Raw genomic sequence first — 19,536 nt, 5'->3', positions numbered from 1 at the left:
GGCACGCCATGAAGACACCGCTCATCCTGATCGCGATGCTGCCACTCGCCGGGTGCATCAGCTTCGGCGCGAAACCGCCCCCCACGCTGCTGACGCTAACGAGCTCTTCGTCGGTGCCGGTTGGCCAGAACCAGGATTCGGCGACCGCTAAGTCGATCACGATTCAGGTGCCGGTCGTGCCGCAGTCGCTCGCGACCGCGCGCGTGCCGGTGCAGGCCACGCCGACGTCGATCGCGTACGTGACCGATGCGCAGTGGGCGGAGCCGCCGGCTCGCCTGTTCGCGCGGCTCGTGTCGGATACGGTTGCGTCGCGGACTGGGCTGGTCGTGCTGTCGACTGCGCAGTCGATTGGCGATCCAGGTGGATTGCTTGGTGGCGAGTTGCGGTCGTTCGGGCTGGATGCGACGACGCGACAGGCGGTCGTAACGTTCGACGCATCGCTGACCCGCGCGGGCAAGACGTCGGTCGAGAAGCGCCGCTTCGAGGCGCGCGTGCCGGTGTCGGCGATCGATGCGACGTCGGCGGCGGCCGGGATCAACCAGGCGGCGAACCAGGTCGCGACCGAAGTGGCGGACTGGATCGGCCGATGAACGCCACGTTGGCCTGAGCGTTGATGCTCTCTGATGAGGAGAGCTGCAATGCCACAGGGCGACAAGGATGCGTATACGGATAAGCAGAAGCGCAAGGCTGCGCATATTGCGGATGGCTATGAGGCGAAGGGTGTCCCCGAGTCCGAGGCTGAGGCGCGTGCCTGGGCGACGGTGAACAAGGATTCAGGCGGGGGCAACAAGTCCGGCTCAGGGCGCGGCAAGCCCGATACGCAGGCGTCTGCGCGCAGTGGTGGGAAGCAAGCGGCGGGGCGTAGCGATGCGGCGAAGTCTGCTGCGGCGAAGAAGGGTTGGGACACCCGACGGAAGAAGGCAAACGGCTAACCAAGTCTTCGATCCTCCCCTGCAAGGGGAGGTGGCTGGCGCTTGCCAGACGGAGGAGTGACACCCTTTCGATAGCGCGATACCCCGTCAGTCCTGCGGACTGCCACCTCCCCTTGCAGGGGAGGATCAAAGTCTGCCTCAATCTGCTAGCATCGCTTCCGCCTCGGCCAGATGCAGCCGCTCGACCATCTGGCCATCCAGTCGGATCGCGCCCTTGTCGGCATTCTCCGGCTTGGCGAACGTGGCGACGATCAGGTGTGCCCTTGCCAACTCCTCCTTGCTAGGAGCGAAACCCGCGTTCGCCGCCTCGATCTGCGACGGGTGGATCAGCGTCTTGCCATCGAAGCCCAGCATCGCGCCCTGCGCGCACTCGGCGGCGAAGCCCTGCGCATCGTCGAGCGCGTTACAAACGCCGTCCAGCGCGACGATCCCAGCCGCCCGCGCGGCTATGACGGTTGCTGTGAGCGCGGGCATCAGCGGCGTGCGATCCGGCCCGAGACGACACCGCATCTCCTTGGCAAGATCGTTGGTGCCGGCGACCAGCGCCGTCAGTCGCGTAGCTGATGCGGCTTGGGACAAGGTCGGCAGCGACAGGATCGCGGCACAGGTCTCGATCATCGCCCAGATCGGCGGGCCATCTTCGCCAAGCGATGCACGAACGGTCTCGAGATCGGCGGGGTACGACACCTTGGGAACGAGCACCGCGCCGACACCGATCTCGCGCACTGCCGCGACGTCGTCCGCGTACCAGGGCGTCCCGAGGCCGTTGACGCGCACTACGAGTTTGCGCGAACCGAAACCGCCTTCGCGGACCGCCTCGACCACGCGGTCGCGTGCTGCGGTCTTTTCGTCGGGCGCGACGGCGTCTTCCAGATCGAGGATGACGACGTCGCAATCGAGCGTCCGCGCCTTAGCGATGGCGCGGGCGTTCGAGGCGGGCATGTAGAGTGCGCTGCGGCGGCGTCTTGTCGTCATGCTATCAGCCGTTGCGGATCAGGTGACGACGTCGGGCGCGGTGCGGCCGGTGTGCTGGGCGATCCCCGCGATCGACTCCGCGGCGGCGACGATGCTGGCGAGCATCTCGCCGGTATCGCGGTCGAGATCGCCGCCGACGGGTTCGTAGCGTTCGAGATAGACGCGCAAGGTCGCGCCGGTGGTGCCGGTGCCCGACAGGCGGAACACGACGCGGCTGCCGCCCTCGAAGAGTACGCGGACGCCCTGATTTCGGCTGATCGAGCCGTCGGTCGGGTCGGTATAGGCGAACTCGTCCGCGGTCTCGACGGTGAGGTCGCCGAACTGCTGGCCGGGGAGGGTGGCCAGGCTCGCGCGCAGGGCCGCCATCAGCGCGTCGGCGCGCGGGGTCTCGACGCCTTCGTAATCGTGGCGGGCATAGTAGTTGCGGCCGAACTTCGCCCAGTGATCGCGGGCGATCGTGTCGACGCTGTCGCCGCGGACCGCGAGGATGTTGAGCCACAAGAGGACTGCCCACAGCCCGTCCTTCTCGCGGACGTGATCCGAGCCGGTGCCCGCGCTTTCCTCGCCGCAGATCGTCGCCATGCCGGCGTCGAGCAGGTTGCCGAAGAATTTCCAGCCGGTCGGGGTCTCGTAGGCCGGGATTCCGAGCGCTTCGGCCACGCGGTCGGCGGCGGCGCTGGTCGGCATCGAGCGGGCGATGCCCTTGAGCCCGCCTGCATAGCCCGGCGCGAGGTGCGCGTTGGCGGCCAGCATCGCGAGGCTGTCCGAAGGGGTGACGAAGCGGTGCTTGCCGATGATCAGGTTGCGGTCGCCGTCGCCGTCCGAAGCCGCGCCGAAATCGGGTGCGTCGGGGGCCATCATTGTCTCGTACAGGGCGTGCGCGTGGACGAGGTTGGGATCGGGGTGGTGGCCGCCGAAATCGGGGAGAGGCTCGCCGTTTCGGACGGTGCCGGGCGCGAAGCCGAGGCGGCGTTCGAGGATCTCGGTCGCGTACGGTCCGGTAACCGCGCTCATCGCATCGAATGCCATCGTCAGTTTTGCGGCGCGGATCACGTCGAAGTCGAACAGCGTTTCCATGAGCGCGGCGTAATCCTCGACAGGGTCGACGACCTCGACGGGCATATCGCCGACCATGACTTCGTCGTCGGTGTCGAGGTCGATGTCGTCGGCATCGACGGTCAGCCAGCGGTCGATCTCGAGCGTGCGCGCGTTGATCGCGTCGGTCACGGACTCAGGGGCGGGGCCGCCGTTGGCGATGTTGTACTTGATCCCGAAATCCTCGTCGGGGCCGCCTGGGTTGTGGCTGGCGGAGAGGACGAGGCCGCCGATCGCGCCACGCTTGCGAATCATGTGGCTGGCGGCGGGGGTCGACAGGATGCCGCCGCGGCCCACGATGACGCGGCCGAAGCCGTTGGCCGCTGCCATGCGGATCGCGACCTGGATGACCTCGCGGTTGAGGAAGCGACCATCGCCACCAATGACCAGCGTCGCGCCGGCCTTGTCCGCGACCACGTCGAACACGCTCTGGACGAAGTTTTCGGCGTAGTTTGGCTGCTGGAACACCTTCACCTTCTTGCGCAGGCCCGAGGTGCCGGGCTTCTGGTCGGTGTACGGCGTGGTCGATACGGTGCGGATCATGCGGTCCCCGTCAGGCTTGCGTAAAGGTCTGCGTAGCGGCGACCGCTCTCGTCCCACGAGAAGTCCGCGCGCATCGCGTTGCGCTGCAACATGGACCAGCGATCGGGGCGTGCATAGAGGGCCATCGTTCGGCGCAGCGCGTGACTCAGCGCTTCGGGCGTGACGCCGTCATGCTGGACGCCCGTGGCGACGCCCGCGGCGATCGCGGCTTCGTTGGCGTCGATCACGGTGTCTGCGAGTCCGCCGGTCCGCGCGACCACGGGGATGCAGCCGTAAGCGAGGCCGTAGAGCTGCGTCAGGCCGCACGGTTCGAACCGCGATGGGATCAGGATCGCGTCGGCGCCGCCTTGCAGCAGGTGCGAGACGGGCTCGTCATAGCCTATGCGGACGCCGATCCGGCCGGGGTGGCGTTCGGCAGCGGCGAGGAAGGCGTGTTCGAGTTCGATGTTGCCCGAGCCGAGCAGAGCAAGACGGCCGCCGAGCGCGACGAGTTCGTCGAGTGCGCCGGCGAGTACGTCCATGCCCTTCTGCCCGGTAAGGCGGCTGACGACGGTGAAGAGCGGACCATCTTCGGTATCGAGGCCGAACAGGGTTTCGATCGCGCGCTTGTTGGTGCGGCGGCGGGCGAGCGTGCGGGCGGTGTAGCGGGCGGGAAGGGCCGCATCGGTTTCGGGGTTCCAGACGGCGGGGTCGATGCCGTTGACGATGCCGGTTACGCGGCTGGCGCGGTCGTTGATCAGCCCTTCTAGGCCCATCCCAAATTCGGGGCGGCGAATTTCTGCGGCGTAAGTCGGGCTGACGGTGGTGATCGCGTTGGCGGCTTCGAGCCCGGCCTTGAGATAGCCGACACCGCCATAATATTCGACGCCGTCGAGCGCGAAGGCGATGTCAGGCAGCGCGAGGTCGGCGAAGATGTCGTAGCCGTAGCGCCCCTGGAACGCGATGTTGTGGATTGTGACGACCGTCTTGGCGGGCTTGGCCGGGCCGGGGGCGTAGCGGAGATAGGCGGGGGCCATCGCCGCCTGCCAGTCGTGCGCGTGGAGGATGTCGAACGCGTAGCCGGGGACGACTCCCGAGGCGAGGTCGGCGGCGGCGCGGCTGAACGCGGCGAAGCGGCGCCAGTTGTCGGGCCAGTCCGCGCCGGTTGCGTCGCCGTACGGGCCGCCGCCGCGTGCGAAGAGCGCGGGGGCGTCGAGGACTAGGAGCGGGTGGTCGCCGATTTTTGCTTTCAGGATGCGGGCTTCGGTGCCGAGGAGATCGGTGTAGCGGTGGACGACTTTTGCGCGCTTCGTGACGGCGGCGAGCGCAGGGTAGCCGGGGAGGAAGGTGGTGAGCGCCACGCCATGCGGCGCGAGCGCGGCCGGCAGGGCGCCGACGACGTCTGCGAGACCGCCGGTCTTTATGAGAGGATAGGCTTCGGAAGCGACGGAGAGGACGCGCATCAAATCCTCCCCGGCACGGGGAGGGGGACCGTTCGCCACTGGCGAATGGTGGAGGGGGCTCGCCGCCACCGTACCGCTGGTGGAAGCCCCCATCCACCATGCGATGCATGGTCCCCCTCCCCGTGCCGGGGAGGATTTGCGTTGGTCATCACGCGATTAGCCGGTCGATCATGGATTTGGTTACGAGCGTCACGCCGCTGTCCGTGCGGCGGAAGCGTTGGGCGTCGGACTCGGCGTCCTCGCCTACTACCAGACCGTCGGGGATCTCCACGCCACGATCAACGACGACCTTCGACAACCGCGCACCGCGACCGATCACGCAGTGGGGGAGGATCACCGCCTGATCCAGCATCGAATAGCTGTGCGCGCGCGTGCCGGTGAAGATTAGGCTGCGGTGGATCGACGAGCCGGAGATGATGCAGTCCCCCGACACCAGCGAGGACACCGCCTCACCCCGACGACCATCGTCGGCATGGACGAACTTCGCCGGCGGGGTGACCTCCGAATAGGTCCAGAGCGGCCAGCTGCGGTCGTAAAGGTCGAGCTTGGGCACGACGTCGGTGAGGTCGATGTTCGCCTCCCAATAGGCGTCGACCGTGCCGACGTCGCGCCAATAGGCGTCGACTTCGCTGCCCGAGCGGACACAGCTGTCGGAGAAGCGGTGCGCGACCGCCTTGCCGTGCTTGACGAGGTACGGGATGATGTCCTTGCCGAAATCGCGCGAGGAACCGGGCGTCTCGGCATCGCGGCGCAGTTCGTCGAACAGCAATTTGGTATGGAAGACGTAGATCCCCATCGACGCCAGCGCGATGTCCGGGTTGCCGGGGATCGCGGGCGGATCGGCGGGCTTCTCGACGAACGCGGTGACGTTGTCGTGCTCATCGACGGCCATCACGCCGAAGCCGACCGCCTCCATCCGCGGCACTTCGAGGCAGGCGATGGTGACGTCCGCGCCGGTCTCGCAATGCTGTTGCAGAATCAGCTCGTAATCCATCTTGTAGATGTGGTCGCCCGCGAGGATGACCATGTATTCGGGCGCGTGGCTCTCGATGATGTCGATGTTCTGGTAGACCGCGTCGGCGGTCCCCTCGTACCATTGGAACTCGCTGATCCGCTGCGAGGCGGGCAGGATGTCGAAGCTCTCGTTGCGTTCCGAGCGCAGGAAGTTCCAGCCGCTCTGGAGATGGCGGATCAGCGAATGCGCCTTGTACTGCGTCGCGACGCCGATCCGGCGGATGCCCGAGTTGATCGCGTTGGACAGCGCGAAATCGATGATGCGCGCCTTGCCGCCGAAATACACCGCGGGTTTCGCGCGCGTATCGGTCAGCTCCATCAGGCGACTGCCGCGGCCGCCGGCCAGCACATACGCCATCGCGTCGCGTGCCAATGGCTGTCCCCGCCGTTCCACCATGTCAGTCTCTCCCTAATATTCAGCAGTATAACGCGCCGTCACCCGCCGGTTGTTCCGTCGTTGCGCCGGATCGGTCTTCGAACTCGATCAGCCTTCGTATTCGAGCATGATCGTCGCCAGCGGGGGCAGCGTGACCCAGGCCGCGCCGTCTTTCGCGACGACGCCGCCGAGATTGCCGAGGCCGCTGCCCCAATAGTCGTGCGCGTCGCTGTTGATGATCTCGCACCAGCGGCCGTCGATCGGCAGCGGTATGCGGTACGGCGCGCGGGCGATCGGCGTCATGTTGGCGATGATCGCGACCGGCTTTGCGCCGGGGGCCTTGCGCAACCATGCGAACACCGAATTGGCGGCGTCGTCGGCGATCAGCCATTCGAAGCCCTCCGCCTCGCAGTCGCGCGCGTGCAGCGCCGGCTTCTCGCGGTAGACGGTGTTCAGGTCGCGGACGAGGTTGCGGATGCCCTCGTGGCTGCGCGCGTTGCGCAGGTCCCAGTCGAGCGCGCGGTCCTCGGACCATTCGCGGCGCTGCGCGAATTCCTGCCCCATGAAGAGCAACTTCTTGCCCGGATAGCCCCACATGAACGCGTAATAGGCGCGCAGATTGGCGAATTGCTGCCAGTCGTCGCCGGGCATCTTGGTCAGCAGCGAGCCCTTGCCGTGGACCACTTCGTCATGGCTCAAGGGCAGGACGAAATTCTCGCTGAACGCATAGACGAGACCGAAATTGATCTCGCCGTGATGGTGCTTCCGATGCAGCGGATCGCGCGCCATGTACTGGAGCGTGTCGTGCATGAAGCCCATGTTCCACTTGAACCCGAACCCCAAGCCGCCGCTCTTGCCGTCGTCGCTGACGGGTGCGGAAACGCCGGGCCACGAGGTCGATTCCTCGGCGATCGTGAAGACGCCGGGGTGCTGGCCGTAGATTTCGCGGTTCATGTCGCGGAGGAACGCGACAGCCTCCCAATTCTCGCGGCCGCCGTCCTCGTTGGGGATCCATTCGCCGCTCTTGCGCGAGTAATCGCGGTACAGCATCGACGCGACCGCATCCACGCGCAGGCCGTCGATGTGATAGCGCTCCGCCCAGAACAGCGCGTTGTTGACGAGAAACGACGCGACTTCGCGCCGGCCGAAATTGTAGATCGCGGTGTTCCAGTCGGGGTGGAAGCCGAGCCGCGGATCTTCGTGTTCGTACAGCGCGGTGCCGTCGAACTTGGCGAGCCCGAACGCGTCGGTCGGGAAATGCGCGGGGACCCAGTCGAGCAGCACGCCGATCCCGGCCAGATGCGCGCCGTCGACGAACCGCGCGAAGCCATCGACGTCGCCGAAGCGGGCGGAGGGCGCGTAGAGACCGGTGGTCTGGTAGCCCCAGCTCGGGTCGTACGGATGTTCGCTGATCGGCAGGAATTCGATGTGCGTGAAGCCCATCTCGACCACGTACGGGATCAGGCGATCGGCGAGCGCGTCCCAAGTCAGGAACCAGCCGTCGGCGTCGCGGTCCCATGATCCGGCGTGGACCTCGTAGATGCTGATCGGCACGCGGCGTGGATCGACCGAGGCCCAATGTTTCCGATGATCGGTGTCGGCCCAGTCGTGCGCCAGCTTTCGCGTGATCGAGGCGTTGGCGGGGCGGAGTTCGGCCGCGAACGCGAACGGGTCGGCCTTGAGCGGCTGCAACTGGCCGTCGGGGCCGACGATCTCGAACTTGTAGGCGCGATATTCGGCGATGTCGGGGATGAAGATCTCCCACACGCCGACGTCGCCGCGCTTGCGCATCGCGTGGCGGCGGCCGTCCCAGTCGTTGAAGTCGCCGACCACCGACACGCGCTGCGCATTAGGGGCCCAGAGCGCGAAGTGGACGCCGTGCGCGCCCTCATGCTCGATCAGGTGCGCGCCCATCTTGTCGTGAAGACGGCGGTGCGTGCCCTCCGCCATCAGCAGGTCGTCGATCGGGCCTAGTACGGGGCCGAAGCTGTAGGGGTCGGTGACCCACCACGAGGTTTCGCCCGCCTCGGCATGGTATTTCACCGGCTGTTGCGTGCCCTCGATCGGACCCTCGAACAGGCCGCGATCGTCGATGCGGGGGAGAGTGCCGAGCGCGGTGCCGTCGAGTGCGTGCGCCTTGGCCGTGTCCGCGCCGGGCAGCCAGACGCGCGCGAACACGCCGGTCGGGCCGCTGTGGACGCCGAGCAGCGAGAACGGATCGTCATGACGCCCTTCCAGCAGGGCAACGATGGCGCCTTCGGGTGGCTTCACATCACCGTCCAGATCTCGCGCGCGTACTCGCGGATCGTGCGGTCGGACGAGAACCAGCCGACGCGCGCGACGTTGCGGACGGTCGACGCGACCCACGCGTCGCGGTCGTTCCAGCGGGTGTCGACCGCGCGCTGGGCGGTGGCATAGCTGTCGAAGTCGGCGGCGAGCATGAACCAGTCGCCGTCGTACAGCCCGCCCATCAAGCCGGCGTAGCGCGTCTTGTCGTCGGGCGAGAACACGCCGGACGCGATCGCGGAGACCGCCTGGCGGAGTTCGTTCGAGCCGTCGATGACACTGCGCGGATCATAGCCGTTGGCGCGCTTCGCCTCGACCTCGTCCGCGGTCATGCCGAAGATGAAGATGTTGTCGTCGCCGACGCGGTCCTTGATCTCGATGTTCGCGCCGTCGAGCGTGCCGATCGTCAGCGCGCCGTTCATCGCGAACTTCATGTTGCCGGTGCCCGACGCCTCGAGGCCGGCGGTCGAGATCTGTTCGCTGAGATCGGCGGCGGGGATGATCTTCTCCGCCAGCGACACGTTGTAATTGGGCAGGAACGCCACCTTGAGCAGGCCACCGACTGATGGGTCCGCGTTGATCCTGCGCGCGACGTCGTTCGCCAGCTTGATGACGAGTTTGGCGTTGTGATAGCTCGACGCCGCCTTGCCCGCGAACAGCTTGACCCTCGGGGTCCAGTCTCGCTCGGGATGGCTGCGGATCTGGTCGTAGAGCGCGACCGTCTCGATGATGTTGAGCAGCTGGCGCTTATACTCGTGGATGCGCTTGATCTGGACGTCGAACAGCGCGTCGGGATCGACGCGGAGCCCCATCGTTTCCTTGATGTGATTAGCCAGTGCCACCTTGTTCGAACGCTTCACGCTCGAAAAGCGCTCCCTGAAACCGGAATCGTCGGCGAAAACATCCAGACCGACCAGCTTTTCCGCATCGTCGAGGAAGCCGTCGCCGATCGCATCGCGGATCAGCGCGGTCAGGCCGGGGTTGCACTGCTGGAGCCAGCGGCGCGGCGTGATGCCATTCGTCTTGTTGTTGATCCGCGTCGGATACAGCTTGTGCAGATCGGCGAAGACCGTCTTCTTCATCAGCTGCGTATGCAGCGCGGCGACGCCATTGACGCTGTGCGACCCGGCAAAGGCGAGGTTCGCCATCCGCACGCGCCGCTCGCCGCCCTCGTCGATAAGGCTGATCGCCGAGATCGCGCGGTCGTCGATCCCCTCGGTGCCGCGCGCTTCCCGCAGCAGCTTGGCGTTGATCGCGTAGACGATCTGCATGTGCCGCGGGAGCAGGCGTTCGAACAGCGGCAGCGGCCAGCTCTCCAGCGCCTCGGGCAGCAGCGTGTGGTTGGTGTAGCCAAAGGTGGCGCGCGTGATCTTCCACGCCTCGTCGAACGCGAATTCGTGGTGGTCGATCAGCAGCCGCATGAGTTCGGCGACCGACACCGCGGGATGCGTGTCGTTGAGCTGGATCGCGGCCTTGTCGGGCAGCGTGCGGATGTCGCCGAAATACTGGATGTGGCGGCGGACGATGTCCTGGATCGACGCGGACGAGAAGAAATACTCCTGGCGCAGGCGCAGTTCCTGGCCGGCTGCGGTGGAGTCGTTGGGGTAGAGGACGCGGGTCAGCGTTTCGGCGCGCGTCTGGTCGGCGAGCGCACCGGTGAAATCGCCGGCGTTGAAGCGGTCGAGCTTGATCGGATCGAACGCGCGGGCGGTCCACAGACGGAGCGTGTTGACGTGTTTGCCGCGCCAGCCGACGACGGGGGTGTCGACTGCCGTCGCTTCGACGGCTTCGTTAGGTCGCCAATGCACCTGTCCGCTGTCGCTCGCGGTGACCTCGCCGCCGAAGCCGATAAAGTACGCGCTCTCGCGGCGTTCGAACTCCCAGGGGTTACCGTGCGCGAGCCAGTTCTCCGGCATCTCGACCTGCCAGCCATCGTCGATCCGCTGGCGGAACATGCCGTTCACGTAGCGGATGCCGTAGCCGTAAGCGGGCAGCGCGAGGCTCGCCATGCTTTCCATGAAGCAGGCGGCGAGCCGGCCGAGGCCGCCATTGCCGAGTGCCGCGTCGGGTTCGATCTCTTCGAGTTCGGCGAGGTCGACGCCGTGGAGCTTCAGCGCCTGCGTGACCTCGTCGTTGCGCTGGAGGTTGGTTACCGCGTCGCGCAGCAGCCGGCCGATCAGAAATTCGAGGCTGAGATAATAGACGCGCTTGGCGCCGGCCGCGTGCGCCGCCTTGGTCGACGCCATCCAGCGTTCGACGATGTCGTTGCGGACGGTCAGGATCGTCGCGGCGAGCCAGTCATGGGAGCGTGCGGCCTGCGCGTCCTTGCCGATGCGGTGGACGAGCGTGTCTAGAATCGAGTCGGCCAGATCCTGGATGACGGGTGCTTGAACGGGCGGCTGTACGGCAGGATCTGAGGTCACGCGGCTTCCGAAATCGTTACGGTCGCGGCGATCCTAGCCGTCCGCGAGCCGATGTCACGCGGACTTGCTTCCCGTGCAGGAAAAGAATGTTGCCGATCAATGCTTTGAATTGGGATGATCCATCACCGCGCTGGGGCGGTGGTGGACAGGGTAGGGTTCGAACCTACGTAGGAGAAACTCCGGCAGATTTACAGTCTGCTGCCTTTAACCACTCGGCCACCTGTCCAGGCCGCTTTTGCAAGCGCCGCTCTTTCAAGCGAGGCGGCTCAATGGCGAAGCGCGCTCGGTGTGTCAACGCAGGTTTTGCGAAGTTTCGTGGTTCATAGTTGCCGCGGGCGCGGAATGCCGACAAGGACGCGGCATACACAGACACGATAGAGAGCGAATATGGCACGCAAGGGACACAGGCCGAGCAAGGCACCGGCAGGCCGCCCCCGCTTCTGGGGCAAGCACGCGGTAGGGGCGGCGCTCGCCAATCCGGAGCGCACGGTGCGCAAAATCCTCGGCACGCGCGAGGCGCTGGCCGGGTTCGACCTGCCCGCCGACGTGCCGGTGACCTATGCCGAGGCGATGGATCTGGCGCGGCTGGTGCCGGGCGACGCGCCGCACCAGGGCGTGGTGATCGAAGTCGAGCCGCTCGAGGACATGTGGCTGGCCGACCTGCTCGAGCACGGCAAGGACGACAATCGCCCGCTTGTGATCCTCGACGGCGTGACAGATCCGCATAACGTCGGCGCGATTCTTCGCTCGGCGGCGGCGTTCGATGCGCTGGGGATCATCACGCCGGATCGCAATGCGCCGCCGGAATCGGGGACGATCGCGCGGGCTGCGTCTGGGGCGCTTGAGAGCGTGCCTTGGATCCGGGTCGTGAACCTCGCGCGCGCTCTGGAAGAGATTGCGGCGGCGGGGTTCTGGCGGATCGGGCTGACCGGCCACGCGACGCAGACGCTGTCGGAAGCGATGGGGACGCAGCGGATCGCAATCGTGCTCGGCGCCGAGGGCGAGGGCATGCGGCAGAATACCGAGCAGCATTGCGACGAGCTGGCAAAACTGCCGATCTCGGAGAAGGTGGAGAGCCTCAACGTGTCCAACGCCGCGGCGATCGCGCTCTACGCGATAACGACACGGTGACCTGAACTCCCTCGCCCCTACGGGGAGATGGAAGGGGCCCGCCGCACTTGCGGTGGGAAGGGAGAGGGGCTTGAGGCTCGGGACGGTTCAGCCCAACAGCCCCTCACCCTTCCGTCGCCTACGGCTCCTCCCTCCCTCTCCCCGCAGGGGCGAGGGAATCAGTCCTCCGCGGCGATTCTTACCTTCAAACCATCCAAGCCCTCGGTCAGCTCGATCTGGCACGACAGGCGTGAAAACTCATCCCGATCACTCGTCGAATCGAGCAAGTCGTCCTCGTCCGGCCCCATCGGCTTCAGTTTGGCCGCAAAGTCCGGGTCGACATGGACGTGGCAGGTGGCGCACGAGCAGCAGCCGCCGCACAGCGCCAGGATCTCGTCGATCCCGGCGTCGCGGATGACTTCCATCACCGAAAGCCCCGCCTCGCCGATGATCTCGCGTTCTTCCCCTTCGCGCGTCACGACGATAAGCTTGGGCATGTCATTCTCCGAAAAATCTTCGTGCGTTCATGCCGTTGCGCGAGCCAGGGATCAAGCATCATGGGCCTGAGCGCAGAGCAACTCGAAACCGCGATGGCGGCATTGTGCGAAATCGAACCGGCGTTCGCGGTCGCGGTCGGCAATGCGGGCCACCCCGCGCCGCGGATCAGCGAGCGCGGCTTTGCGACGTTGCTGCGGACGATCGTCGGGCAGCAGGTGAGCGTCGCCTCGGCGGCGGCGGTCTGGAACAAGCTCGACGCGGTGGTCGGTGGCGCAGGCGACCCGGCGAAGATCGCCGCCGCCAGCGACGAGTTGCTGAAGAGCGCCGGTCTCTCCCGCCAGAAGCTTGGCTATGCGCGCAGCCTCGCCGACGAGGTGACGAGCGGCCGGCTCGACCTCACCAACCTGCCCGAGGATGACGAGGAGGCGATCGCCGCGCTGGTCCGCGTGAAGGGGATCGGTCGCTGGTCGGCGGAGATCTACCTGCTGTTCGCGGAAGGGCGGACGGATATCTGGCCGGCGGGCGACCTCGCGATCCAAATCGAGGTCGGACGGATCCTTGGCCACGAGACCCGCCCGAGCGAGAAACTGACGCGTGAGGTAGCGGAGGCGTGGCGCCCGCACCGCGGCGCGGCGGCGATCTTCGCGTGGCATCATTACCAGGCGGACATGAAGGTCATCTGACCTCCTACTCCCTCCCTGGAAGGAAGGGGGGACGCTTCCCATATATTCCTTGCGTTCCACCCCGCCCACCCCACCACACCCCGCCCGACATCCCAGCGAAACCTGGGATCTCCCCGTTCAAGTCGTGACACCCGCCAACCGAAATACCCCAGCTTTCGCTGGGGTGACGGATTTGGCGGGGGGACGGGAGGCGGGGGTAGGCCAGCTCTGGCAGCTTCAGGACGCAGGCGCTTGTTCCCTACCCCTCGTTCCGGCAAAGCACCCCCCGATGTCAGCCCCCAATCTCCCCGCGTCCGGCTTCGCCAACTCGCTCGCCGAGAGTCACCGCACCGTCGTCGTCCCCGAAGGCGCGTCGTTCTGGCGTCGCCTGTTCGCGTTCGTGGGCCCCGGCTATCTCGTCGCAGTCGGCTATATGGACCCCGGCAACTGGGCGACCGACATCGCCGGCGGCTCCGCGTTTGGTTACACGTTGCTGTCCGTCGTCCTGCTGTCGAACCTGATGGCGATGGTGCTGCAAGCGCTCTCCGCGCGCCTCGGCATCGTCGCAGGGCTAGACCTCGCCCAGGCCTGCCGCGCGCATTATTCGAAGCCGGTCTCGGTCGCGCTCTGGTTCCTGTGCGAGATCGCGATCATCGCGTGCGACCTAGCCGAAGTGCTCGGCACGGCGATCGCGCTGAAACTGCTGTTCGGCCTGCCGCTCGTCTACGGCGTCGTCCTCACCGCGCTCGACGTGTTCCTGATCCTCGCGCTGCAACGCTTCGGGTTCCGCAAGCTCGAGGCGTTCGTCGTCGCGCTGCTCGTGATCATCGCCGGTTGCTTCATCTTCGAACTGTTCCTCGCGCGGCCCGAATGGGCGGGCGTGCTCGGAGGTCTCGTCCCGACGACGCAGATCGTCACCAACCCGGCGATGCTCTACATCGCGATCGGCATCCTCGGCGCGACCGTGATGCCGCACAACCTGTACCTCCATTCGTCGATCGTCCAGACTCGCGCCTTCGCCAAGGACGCCGCGGGCAAGCGCGACGCGATCACGATGGCGACGATCGACGGCACCGTGGCGCTGGGACTCGCCTTCTTCATCAACGCGGCGATCCTGATTTTGGCGGCAGCGACCTTCCACGTTGCAGGGCGCACCGACGTCGCCGAGATCGACCAGGCGTACCAACTGCTCGCACCGATGCTGGGGATGGGCGCGGCGAGCGTGTTGTTCGCGGTCGCGCTGCTCGCGTCGGGACAGAACTCGACAGTGACGGGCACGCTCGCCGGTCAGATCGTGATGGAGGGCTTTCTCAACCTGCGCATGCCGGTCTGGGCGCGGCGGCTGGTAACACGGGCGCTCGCGATCGTCCCCGCGGTGTTAGTGGTCGGTGCGTCGGGCGATGCGGGCGCAACAAAGCTGCTGGTGCTCAGCCAGGTCGTGCTCAGCCTGCAGCTGCCGTTCGCAGTCGTACCGCTCGTCAAGTTCACGGGCGACCGCACGATCATGGGCGACCTAGTCAGCCCGGCCTGGCTGAAGATCCTCGCCTGGGTGATCGCCGCGGTGATCATCGGGCTGAACGGCACGCTGCTCTACGGGATGCTCTAGGCGACCGGCGCACCAGCGTTGGGCAGGGCGGCGTCATCGGCCTTGGGTTTCTTGGCGAACAGCGCGCGGTCGGCGGGGCCGAACGCGTATTTCCACAGGATGTAGAGATAGGTCGCGGCGATCGCGGGTTCGCCGATCGCGAGTTCGACCCATTCGTAGCGCTTGGGGAGCGCGGTGAACCCGGCCCCGACGACGATCGCGGCGAGCGCGGCCCAGACCAGCGGCCAGCGCCACGGCGACACGTTGGCGCCGAGCAGATGGCCGAGCAGCTTCGACTTGATGATCGAGGTGAGGCCAACCGAGAGCATGAGCGCGATCGCCGGGCCGGCCGCCTGATAGTTGACGGGGTAGCCTAGCGCCCGGATCGTGAAGATCAGCGCGAAGCTGAGCCCGACCTGGAACGCGAGCATCGCCGCGGAGATCATCAGATTTCGGTGGCGGGCGATGTAGACGAGCGCGGATTCGCTGACGGCGCCGGTCGAGGCCAGCACTTCCGCCGTCAGCAGGAAGGAGAGCGCGGCGGTGCCGGCGACGAACTGCGGCCCGACCACGCCCATCACCGCTTCGCCGGGGATCGAGCCCATCAGCGCGAGCCCGCCTTGCGCGGCCATGATCCAGAACGCGACCTGGCGGACCTGGTTGGCGATCGCGGCACGGTCGTTGATCGCCAGGCTGTGGGTGATGACGGGGCCGAGGATCGGGTCGAAGCTGGTCTTGAGCTTCTGCGGCAGGGACGCGACCTGTTGCGCCATGTAGTAGATGCCGACAACCTTGGGCTCGAACATCACGCCGAGGATGAAGCGGTCGACGTTGCGGCTGCCCCATTCGAGGATGTCGGCGCCGGCGAGCGGCACGTTGGCGCGCGCGAGCGCGTAGAGCGGGCGGAGCTGTGGCGACCAGCCGCGCGGGATGCCGTAGCTGCGCAGGAACGGCACGAGGCTGGCGATCAGTGCCGCGGTCATCGACGCGACGTAGCTGAGCACAAGGCCGTCGCGGATCGTGAAATACGAGAACGCCCAGGCGGCGATCGATATCGTCCAGGGCTCGACGACTGCGCGGGCGGTGACGGCGGCCTTGACGTTGAGGCGGTAGGCGAGCGCGGCGAGGCTGACGTCCGACCAGGCGATCGCGACGATGATCAGCGGCAGGAACCGGTCGAGCCCGGTGATCGCGCTGTTCGGATACATGATCTGCGGGAAGGTGCAGAGGACTGCGCTGGCGATGAGGGAGGCGACGAACGCAACCGCCATCGCGTCCCAGACGACGCACGCGTGCGGGCGATCCGCGCTGCTGAGCGCCTGCGCGAGACCGCGTTTCAGGCCGAGCGTGGCGAGCAACGCGGCGAGTTCGACCACCACGACGGCGATCGCGAAGCGGCCGACGAGGTCAGGGCCGTAGATGCGGCCGGCGATGAACAGGAACGGGATGCGCGCGGCGAGGCGGAGGACGAAGCCGGCGATGTTGGTCCGACCGCCTTTGGCGAGCGTGTCGATATCCTGCGTGGCCTCGGTCACCGCCAATAGCCTCCGTCACCCCGGACTAGTTCCGGGGTCCACGGCTCCGCGCACTCATAGGCCGGCGAGTACGCGGCACGGTGGATGCCGGAACAAGCCCGGCATGACGGGGGGGGCTGGCTCAATGTGCTGCGCCCCAGCTCAGGCCGGTGCCAATTTCGATGCCGAGTGGGACGTCGAGCGTCACCGCGGGTTGCGCGGCGTTCGCCATGACCTGCTCGATCACGGGCTTGGCCGCGGCGACGTCACCTTCCGGCAGTTCGAACACGAGTTCGTCGTGGACCTGGAGGAGCATGCGGACGTTCGGCAGCCCCGCTTCGAGCAACGCCGGCCCCATCCGCACCATCGCGCGCTTGATGATGTCGGCGCTCGTCCCCTGGATCGGCGCGTTGATCGCGGCGCGTTCCGCGCCCTGACGTTCGTGCTGGATCTTCGAGCGGATGCGCGGGAAGTGGGTCTTTCGGCCGAACAGCGTGGTTGTGAAACCGCTCGCGCGTACGCTCTCTGTGGTCTCGACGATGTAGTTCGAGATGCCGGGGAAACGATCGAAATAGCGGTCGATCATTGCTTGGGCCTCGTCCGCCGACACGTCGAGGCGACCGGCGAGGCCCCAGCGCGAGATGCCGTAGAGGATCGCGAAGTTGATCGTCTTCGCGCGGCCGCGGGTGTCTCGGTTGACCTCGCCGAACAGTTCCTGTGCGGTCAGCGAGTGGATGTCGTCGCCGTTGGCGAACGCGGCCTTCAGCGCGGGGACGTTCGCCATGTGCGCGGCCAGCCGCAGCTCGATCTGCGAGTAATCGGCCGCGAGGATGACGTTGCCGGGCTCGGCCACGAACGCGTCGCGGATCTGGCGACCGATCTCGGTGCGGATCGGGATGTTCTGGAGGTTCGGGTCGGTCGACGACAGCCGGCCGGTCTGCGCGCCGGTCAGCGAGTAGGACGTGTGGACGCGGCTCGTCGCCGGGTTGATCTGCGCCTGCAACGCGTCGGTGTAGGTGGATTTGAGCTTCGACAGCTGGCGCCAGTCGAGCACTTTCCGCGCGATCACGGCGCCGGGCGAGTCCTTGTCGGCCGCGATCCGTTCGAGTTCGTTGACGTCGGTCGAATAGACGCCGGACTTGCCCTTCCGCCCGCCCTTGATGCCCATCTTCTCGAACAGCACGTCGCCCAGTTGCTTGGGGCTGCCGATCGTGAACGGCGCGCCGGCGAGCGCGTGGATTTCGGTTTCCAGGCTCGCCATCTGGCCGGCGAACTCGGTCGACAGCTTCGACAGTTTGGCGGCGTCGACCTTGATCCCATGCATCTCCATCTGCGCGATGACGGGGACGAGCGGGCGGTCGACCATCTCGTACACGCGCGTCGAGCCTTCCGCGGGGAGGCGGCGCTTGAACCGGCGCCAGAGACGAAGCGTCACGTCGGCATCCTCGGCGGCGTAGCGCGTGGCGGCCTTGAGGTCGATTTCGTTGAAGGTCCGCTGTGTCTTGCCGGTGCCGACGACGTCCTTGAACGCGATGCAGCTGTGCGAGAGGTGCGTGGCGGCGAGTTCGTCCATGCCGTGGCCGTGCAGGCCAGCGTCGAGATCGAAGCTCATCACGATCGTGTCGTCGAACGGCGCGATGTTTACGCCGCCGGTGGAGGCGTAGGCGCGGCCGAGGACGATCATGTCGTATTTGAGGTTGTGGCCGATCTTCAGGATGCTCGGATCCTCCAGCAACGGCTTCAGTTTGGCGAGCACGAGCGCACGATCGAGCTGGACCGGGTTTTCCGCGAGCAAATCCGTGCCGCCATGCGCGATAGGTACGTAGCAGGCGAGGTTCGGATGCAGCGCCATGCTCACCCCGACGAGGTCCGCGCGCGTCGCGTCGATGCCGGTGGTCTCGGTGTCGATCGCGATCCAGCCTTGGTGTTTCGCCACGGTGATCCAGCGATCGAGTGCGGCTTCGTCGACGACGGTCTCGTAGTCGTCGTGCTTGCAGGGCTCGTCCTCGTCGAACTCAGCGGTGCTTGCCGGTTCCGCGACGGGAGCTTCGGCGACCGCGGAGAGCTTGGCGATCAGCGACTTGAAGCCGTGATGTTCCAGGAACGCGCGCAGAGGGGCGTCGGGGATGCCCTTGAGTTCGAGATCCTCGAGCGGCTCGGGCAGTGCGACGTCGCATTTGAGCGTGACGAGCACCTTCGACAGCCGTGCCATCTCGGCATGCTCGATCAGGTTATCGCGGAGCTTGCCCTTCTTCATGCCGTCGGCGGCGGCGAGGACGGATTCGAGATCGCCGTGCTCGAGGATCAGCTTCGCCGCGGTCTTGGGGCCGACACCGGGAACGCCGGGGACGTTGTCGACGCTGTCGCCCATCAGCGCGAGCACGTCGCCGAGCTGTGCGGGCGTGACGCCGTGGAATTTCTCCGCGACGTGCTCCGCGCCGAGCCGGCGGTTGTTCATCGTGTCGTACATGTCGAGGCCGGGCTCGATCAGCTGCATCAGGTCCTTGTCCGAGGACACGATCGTGACTTCCCAGCCCTGCGCGAGTGCCGCCTTGGAATAGCAGGCAATGATGTCGTCTGCTTCGAGGCCCTCGGTCTCGATGCAAGGGAGGCTGAACGCGCGCGTGGCGTCGCGGATCATCGGGAATTGCGGGACGAGATCCTCGGGCGGGGGCGGGCGCTGCGCCTTGTACTTGTCGTAGAGATCGTTGCGGAACGTCTTCGACGACTTGTCGAGGATGACTGCCATGTGCGTGGGGCCATCAGCCGCATGGACCTCGTCGGCGAGCTTCCACAGCATCGTCGTATAGCCGTACACCGCGCCGACCGGCTCGCCATGCTTGTTGGTGAGCGGCGGCAGCCGGTGATAGGCGCGGAAGATATAGCCGGAGCCGTCGACGAGATAGAGATGGGGCATCGCGCGCGGTCTAGCGGATGCTGGGGCGGGCTCCAATGGCGGAAGCGTGGTTGTTGGGTATCAGGTGGGGAGAAAAGCGGTGGGGGGAATGGGGGCGCGTCACTGTCCCGAGAGAGGCACCACCCCGGCGAAGGGCGGGGCCCAATTGGAAGGTGGTCGTAACG

Annotated in this window: 14 protein-coding genes and 1 tRNA gene; 5 read left to right on the top strand and 10 right to left on the bottom strand. The window is 66.6% G+C overall.

The window, feature by feature from the left end; genetic code table 11:
* The first annotated feature begins 8 nt into the window (after positions 1-8).
* Together U1763_RS08535 and U1763_RS08530 are read left to right on the top strand one after the other, a co-directional pair.
* The gene (locus U1763_RS08535; RefSeq protein ID WP_132736404.1) at positions 9-590 is read left to right on the top strand and encodes an ABC-type transport auxiliary lipoprotein family protein; all 582 of its coding nucleotides are present in this window, start codon (positions 9-11) and stop codon (positions 588-590) included.
* 48 nt (positions 591-638) lie between these two features.
* Entirely contained in the window at positions 639-932 is a 294-nt protein-coding gene (locus U1763_RS08530) for a plasmid stabilization protein (RefSeq protein WP_132736402.1), read from the top strand.
* Between the two features lie 138 nt (positions 933-1,070).
* On the opposite strand, the gene U1763_RS08525 is transcribed toward U1763_RS08530, so the two are convergent.
* The 7 genes from U1763_RS08525 to U1763_RS08495 all read right to left on the bottom strand — a co-directional run bounded on the left by U1763_RS08525 (position 1,071) and on the right by U1763_RS08495 (position 11,312).
* Positions 1,071-1,907, bottom strand: a complete 837-nt coding sequence (locus tag U1763_RS08525; protein ID WP_332754857.1) for an HpcH/HpaI aldolase/citrate lyase family protein — start codon at positions 1,905-1,907, stop codon at positions 1,071-1,073.
* 18 nt (positions 1,908-1,925) lie between these two features.
* Positions 1,926-3,545, bottom strand: a complete 1,620-nt coding sequence (locus tag U1763_RS08520) for an alpha-D-glucose phosphate-specific phosphoglucomutase (RefSeq protein ID WP_332754856.1) — start codon at positions 3,543-3,545, stop codon at positions 1,926-1,928.
* Complete coding sequence (gene glgA, locus U1763_RS08515) at positions 3,542-4,987, bottom strand: glycogen synthase GlgA (protein WP_332754855.1); 1,446 nt, start codon at positions 4,985-4,987, stop codon at positions 3,542-3,544. Before glgA ends, U1763_RS08520 begins: the two co-directional genes overlap by 4 nt.
* 148 nt (positions 4,988-5,135) lie before the next feature.
* The gene (gene glgC, locus U1763_RS08510) at positions 5,136-6,395 is read right to left on the bottom strand and encodes a glucose-1-phosphate adenylyltransferase (protein ID WP_443026904.1); all 1,260 of its coding nucleotides are present in this window, start codon (positions 6,393-6,395) and stop codon (positions 5,136-5,138) included.
* Between the two features lie 90 nt (positions 6,396-6,485).
* On the bottom strand, positions 6,486-8,648 hold the full coding sequence (glgB, locus tag U1763_RS08505; RefSeq protein WP_332754853.1) for a 1,4-alpha-glucan branching protein GlgB: 2,163 nt from the start codon (positions 8,646-8,648) through the stop codon (positions 6,486-6,488).
* Positions 8,645-11,041 carry a glycogen/starch/alpha-glucan phosphorylase gene (locus tag U1763_RS08500; RefSeq protein WP_332754982.1) on the bottom strand — a complete coding sequence of 799 codons (2,397 nt, stop codon included), beginning with the start codon at positions 11,039-11,041 and terminating at the stop codon, positions 8,645-8,647. Before U1763_RS08500 ends, glgB begins: the two co-directional genes overlap by 4 nt.
* Before the next feature lie 184 nt (positions 11,042-11,225).
* A tRNA-Tyr gene (locus tag U1763_RS08495) sits at positions 11,226-11,312 on the bottom strand.
* A gap of 161 nt (positions 11,313-11,473) precedes the next feature.
* Here U1763_RS08495 and rlmB point away from each other — a divergent pair.
* Positions 11,474-12,217: a 23S rRNA (guanosine(2251)-2'-O)-methyltransferase RlmB gene (gene rlmB / locus U1763_RS08490; RefSeq protein ID WP_056055070.1), complete on the top strand. Its 744-nt coding sequence runs from the start codon at positions 11,474-11,476 to the stop codon at positions 12,215-12,217.
* Between the two features lie 158 nt (positions 12,218-12,375).
* Here the strand turns inward: rlmB and U1763_RS08485 are convergent, their stop codons facing one another.
* On the bottom strand, positions 12,376-12,693 hold the full coding sequence (locus U1763_RS08485; RefSeq protein WP_056061033.1) for a 2Fe-2S iron-sulfur cluster-binding protein: 318 nt from the start codon (positions 12,691-12,693) through the stop codon (positions 12,376-12,378).
* Positions 12,694-12,753: 60 nt separating this feature from the next.
* On the opposite strand from U1763_RS08485, the gene U1763_RS08480 reads away from it, so the two are divergent.
* Together U1763_RS08480 and U1763_RS08475 are read left to right on the top strand one after the other, a co-directional pair.
* Positions 12,754-13,377, top strand: coding sequence for a DNA-3-methyladenine glycosylase family protein (locus U1763_RS08480; protein ID WP_056055074.1), 624 nt, complete (start codon positions 12,754-12,756; stop codon positions 13,375-13,377).
* 268 nt (positions 13,378-13,645) lie between these two features.
* Positions 13,646-14,962, top strand: a complete 1,317-nt coding sequence (locus U1763_RS08475) for an Nramp family divalent metal transporter (protein ID WP_332754852.1) — start codon at positions 13,646-13,648, stop codon at positions 14,960-14,962.
* Here U1763_RS08475 and U1763_RS08470 read toward each other — a convergent pair.
* Complete coding sequence (locus U1763_RS08470) at positions 14,959-16,476, bottom strand: lipopolysaccharide biosynthesis protein (RefSeq protein ID WP_332754851.1); 1,518 nt, start codon at positions 16,474-16,476, stop codon at positions 14,959-14,961. The two genes, U1763_RS08475 and U1763_RS08470, sit on opposite strands and share 4 nt — an antisense overlap.
* 121 nt (positions 16,477-16,597) lie before the next feature.
* Positions 16,598-19,372, bottom strand: coding sequence for a DNA polymerase I (gene polA / locus U1763_RS08465; protein ID WP_332754850.1), 2,775 nt, complete (start codon positions 19,370-19,372; stop codon positions 16,598-16,600).
* Positions 19,373-19,536: the final 164 nt, after the last annotated feature.

The organism is Sphingomonas sorbitolis (genome assembly GCF_036663875.1).
GTDB lineage: Bacteria > Pseudomonadota > Alphaproteobacteria > Sphingomonadales > Sphingomonadaceae > Sphingomonas.
Note: the sequence above shows the minus strand (reverse complement) of the source record. Positions and strands in the feature narration are given on the sequence as shown.

Excerpts from the sequence above, each read along its gene's own strand:
- U1763_RS08475 (WP_332754852.1), top strand. The coding sequence starts at position 13,646 with ATGTCAGCCCCCAATCTCCCCGCGTCCGGCTTCGCCAACTCGCTCGCC.
- glgA (WP_332754855.1), bottom strand. The coding sequence starts at position 4,987 with ATGCGCGTCCTCTCCGTCGCTTCCGAAGCCTATCCTCTCATAAAGACC.
- U1763_RS08525 (WP_332754857.1), bottom strand. The coding sequence starts at position 1,907 with ATGACGACAAGACGCCGCCGCAGCGCACTCTACATGCCCGCCTCGAAC.
- U1763_RS08520 (WP_332754856.1), bottom strand. The coding sequence starts at position 3,545 with ATGATCCGCACCGTATCGACCACGCCGTACACCGACCAGAAGCCCGGC.
- U1763_RS08485 (WP_056061033.1), bottom strand. The coding sequence starts at position 12,693 with ATGCCCAAGCTTATCGTCGTGACGCGCGAAGGGGAAGAACGCGAGATC.
- U1763_RS08480 (WP_056055074.1), top strand. The coding sequence starts at position 12,754 with ATGGGCCTGAGCGCAGAGCAACTCGAAACCGCGATGGCGGCATTGTGC.
- rlmB (WP_056055070.1), top strand. The coding sequence starts at position 11,474 with ATGGCACGCAAGGGACACAGGCCGAGCAAGGCACCGGCAGGCCGCCCC.
- polA (WP_332754850.1), bottom strand. The coding sequence starts at position 19,372 with ATGCCCCATCTCTATCTCGTCGACGGCTCCGGCTATATCTTCCGCGCC.
- U1763_RS08535 (WP_132736404.1), top strand. The coding sequence starts at position 9 with ATGAAGACACCGCTCATCCTGATCGCGATGCTGCCACTCGCCGGGTGC.
- U1763_RS08530 (WP_132736402.1), top strand. The coding sequence starts at position 639 with ATGCCACAGGGCGACAAGGATGCGTATACGGATAAGCAGAAGCGCAAG.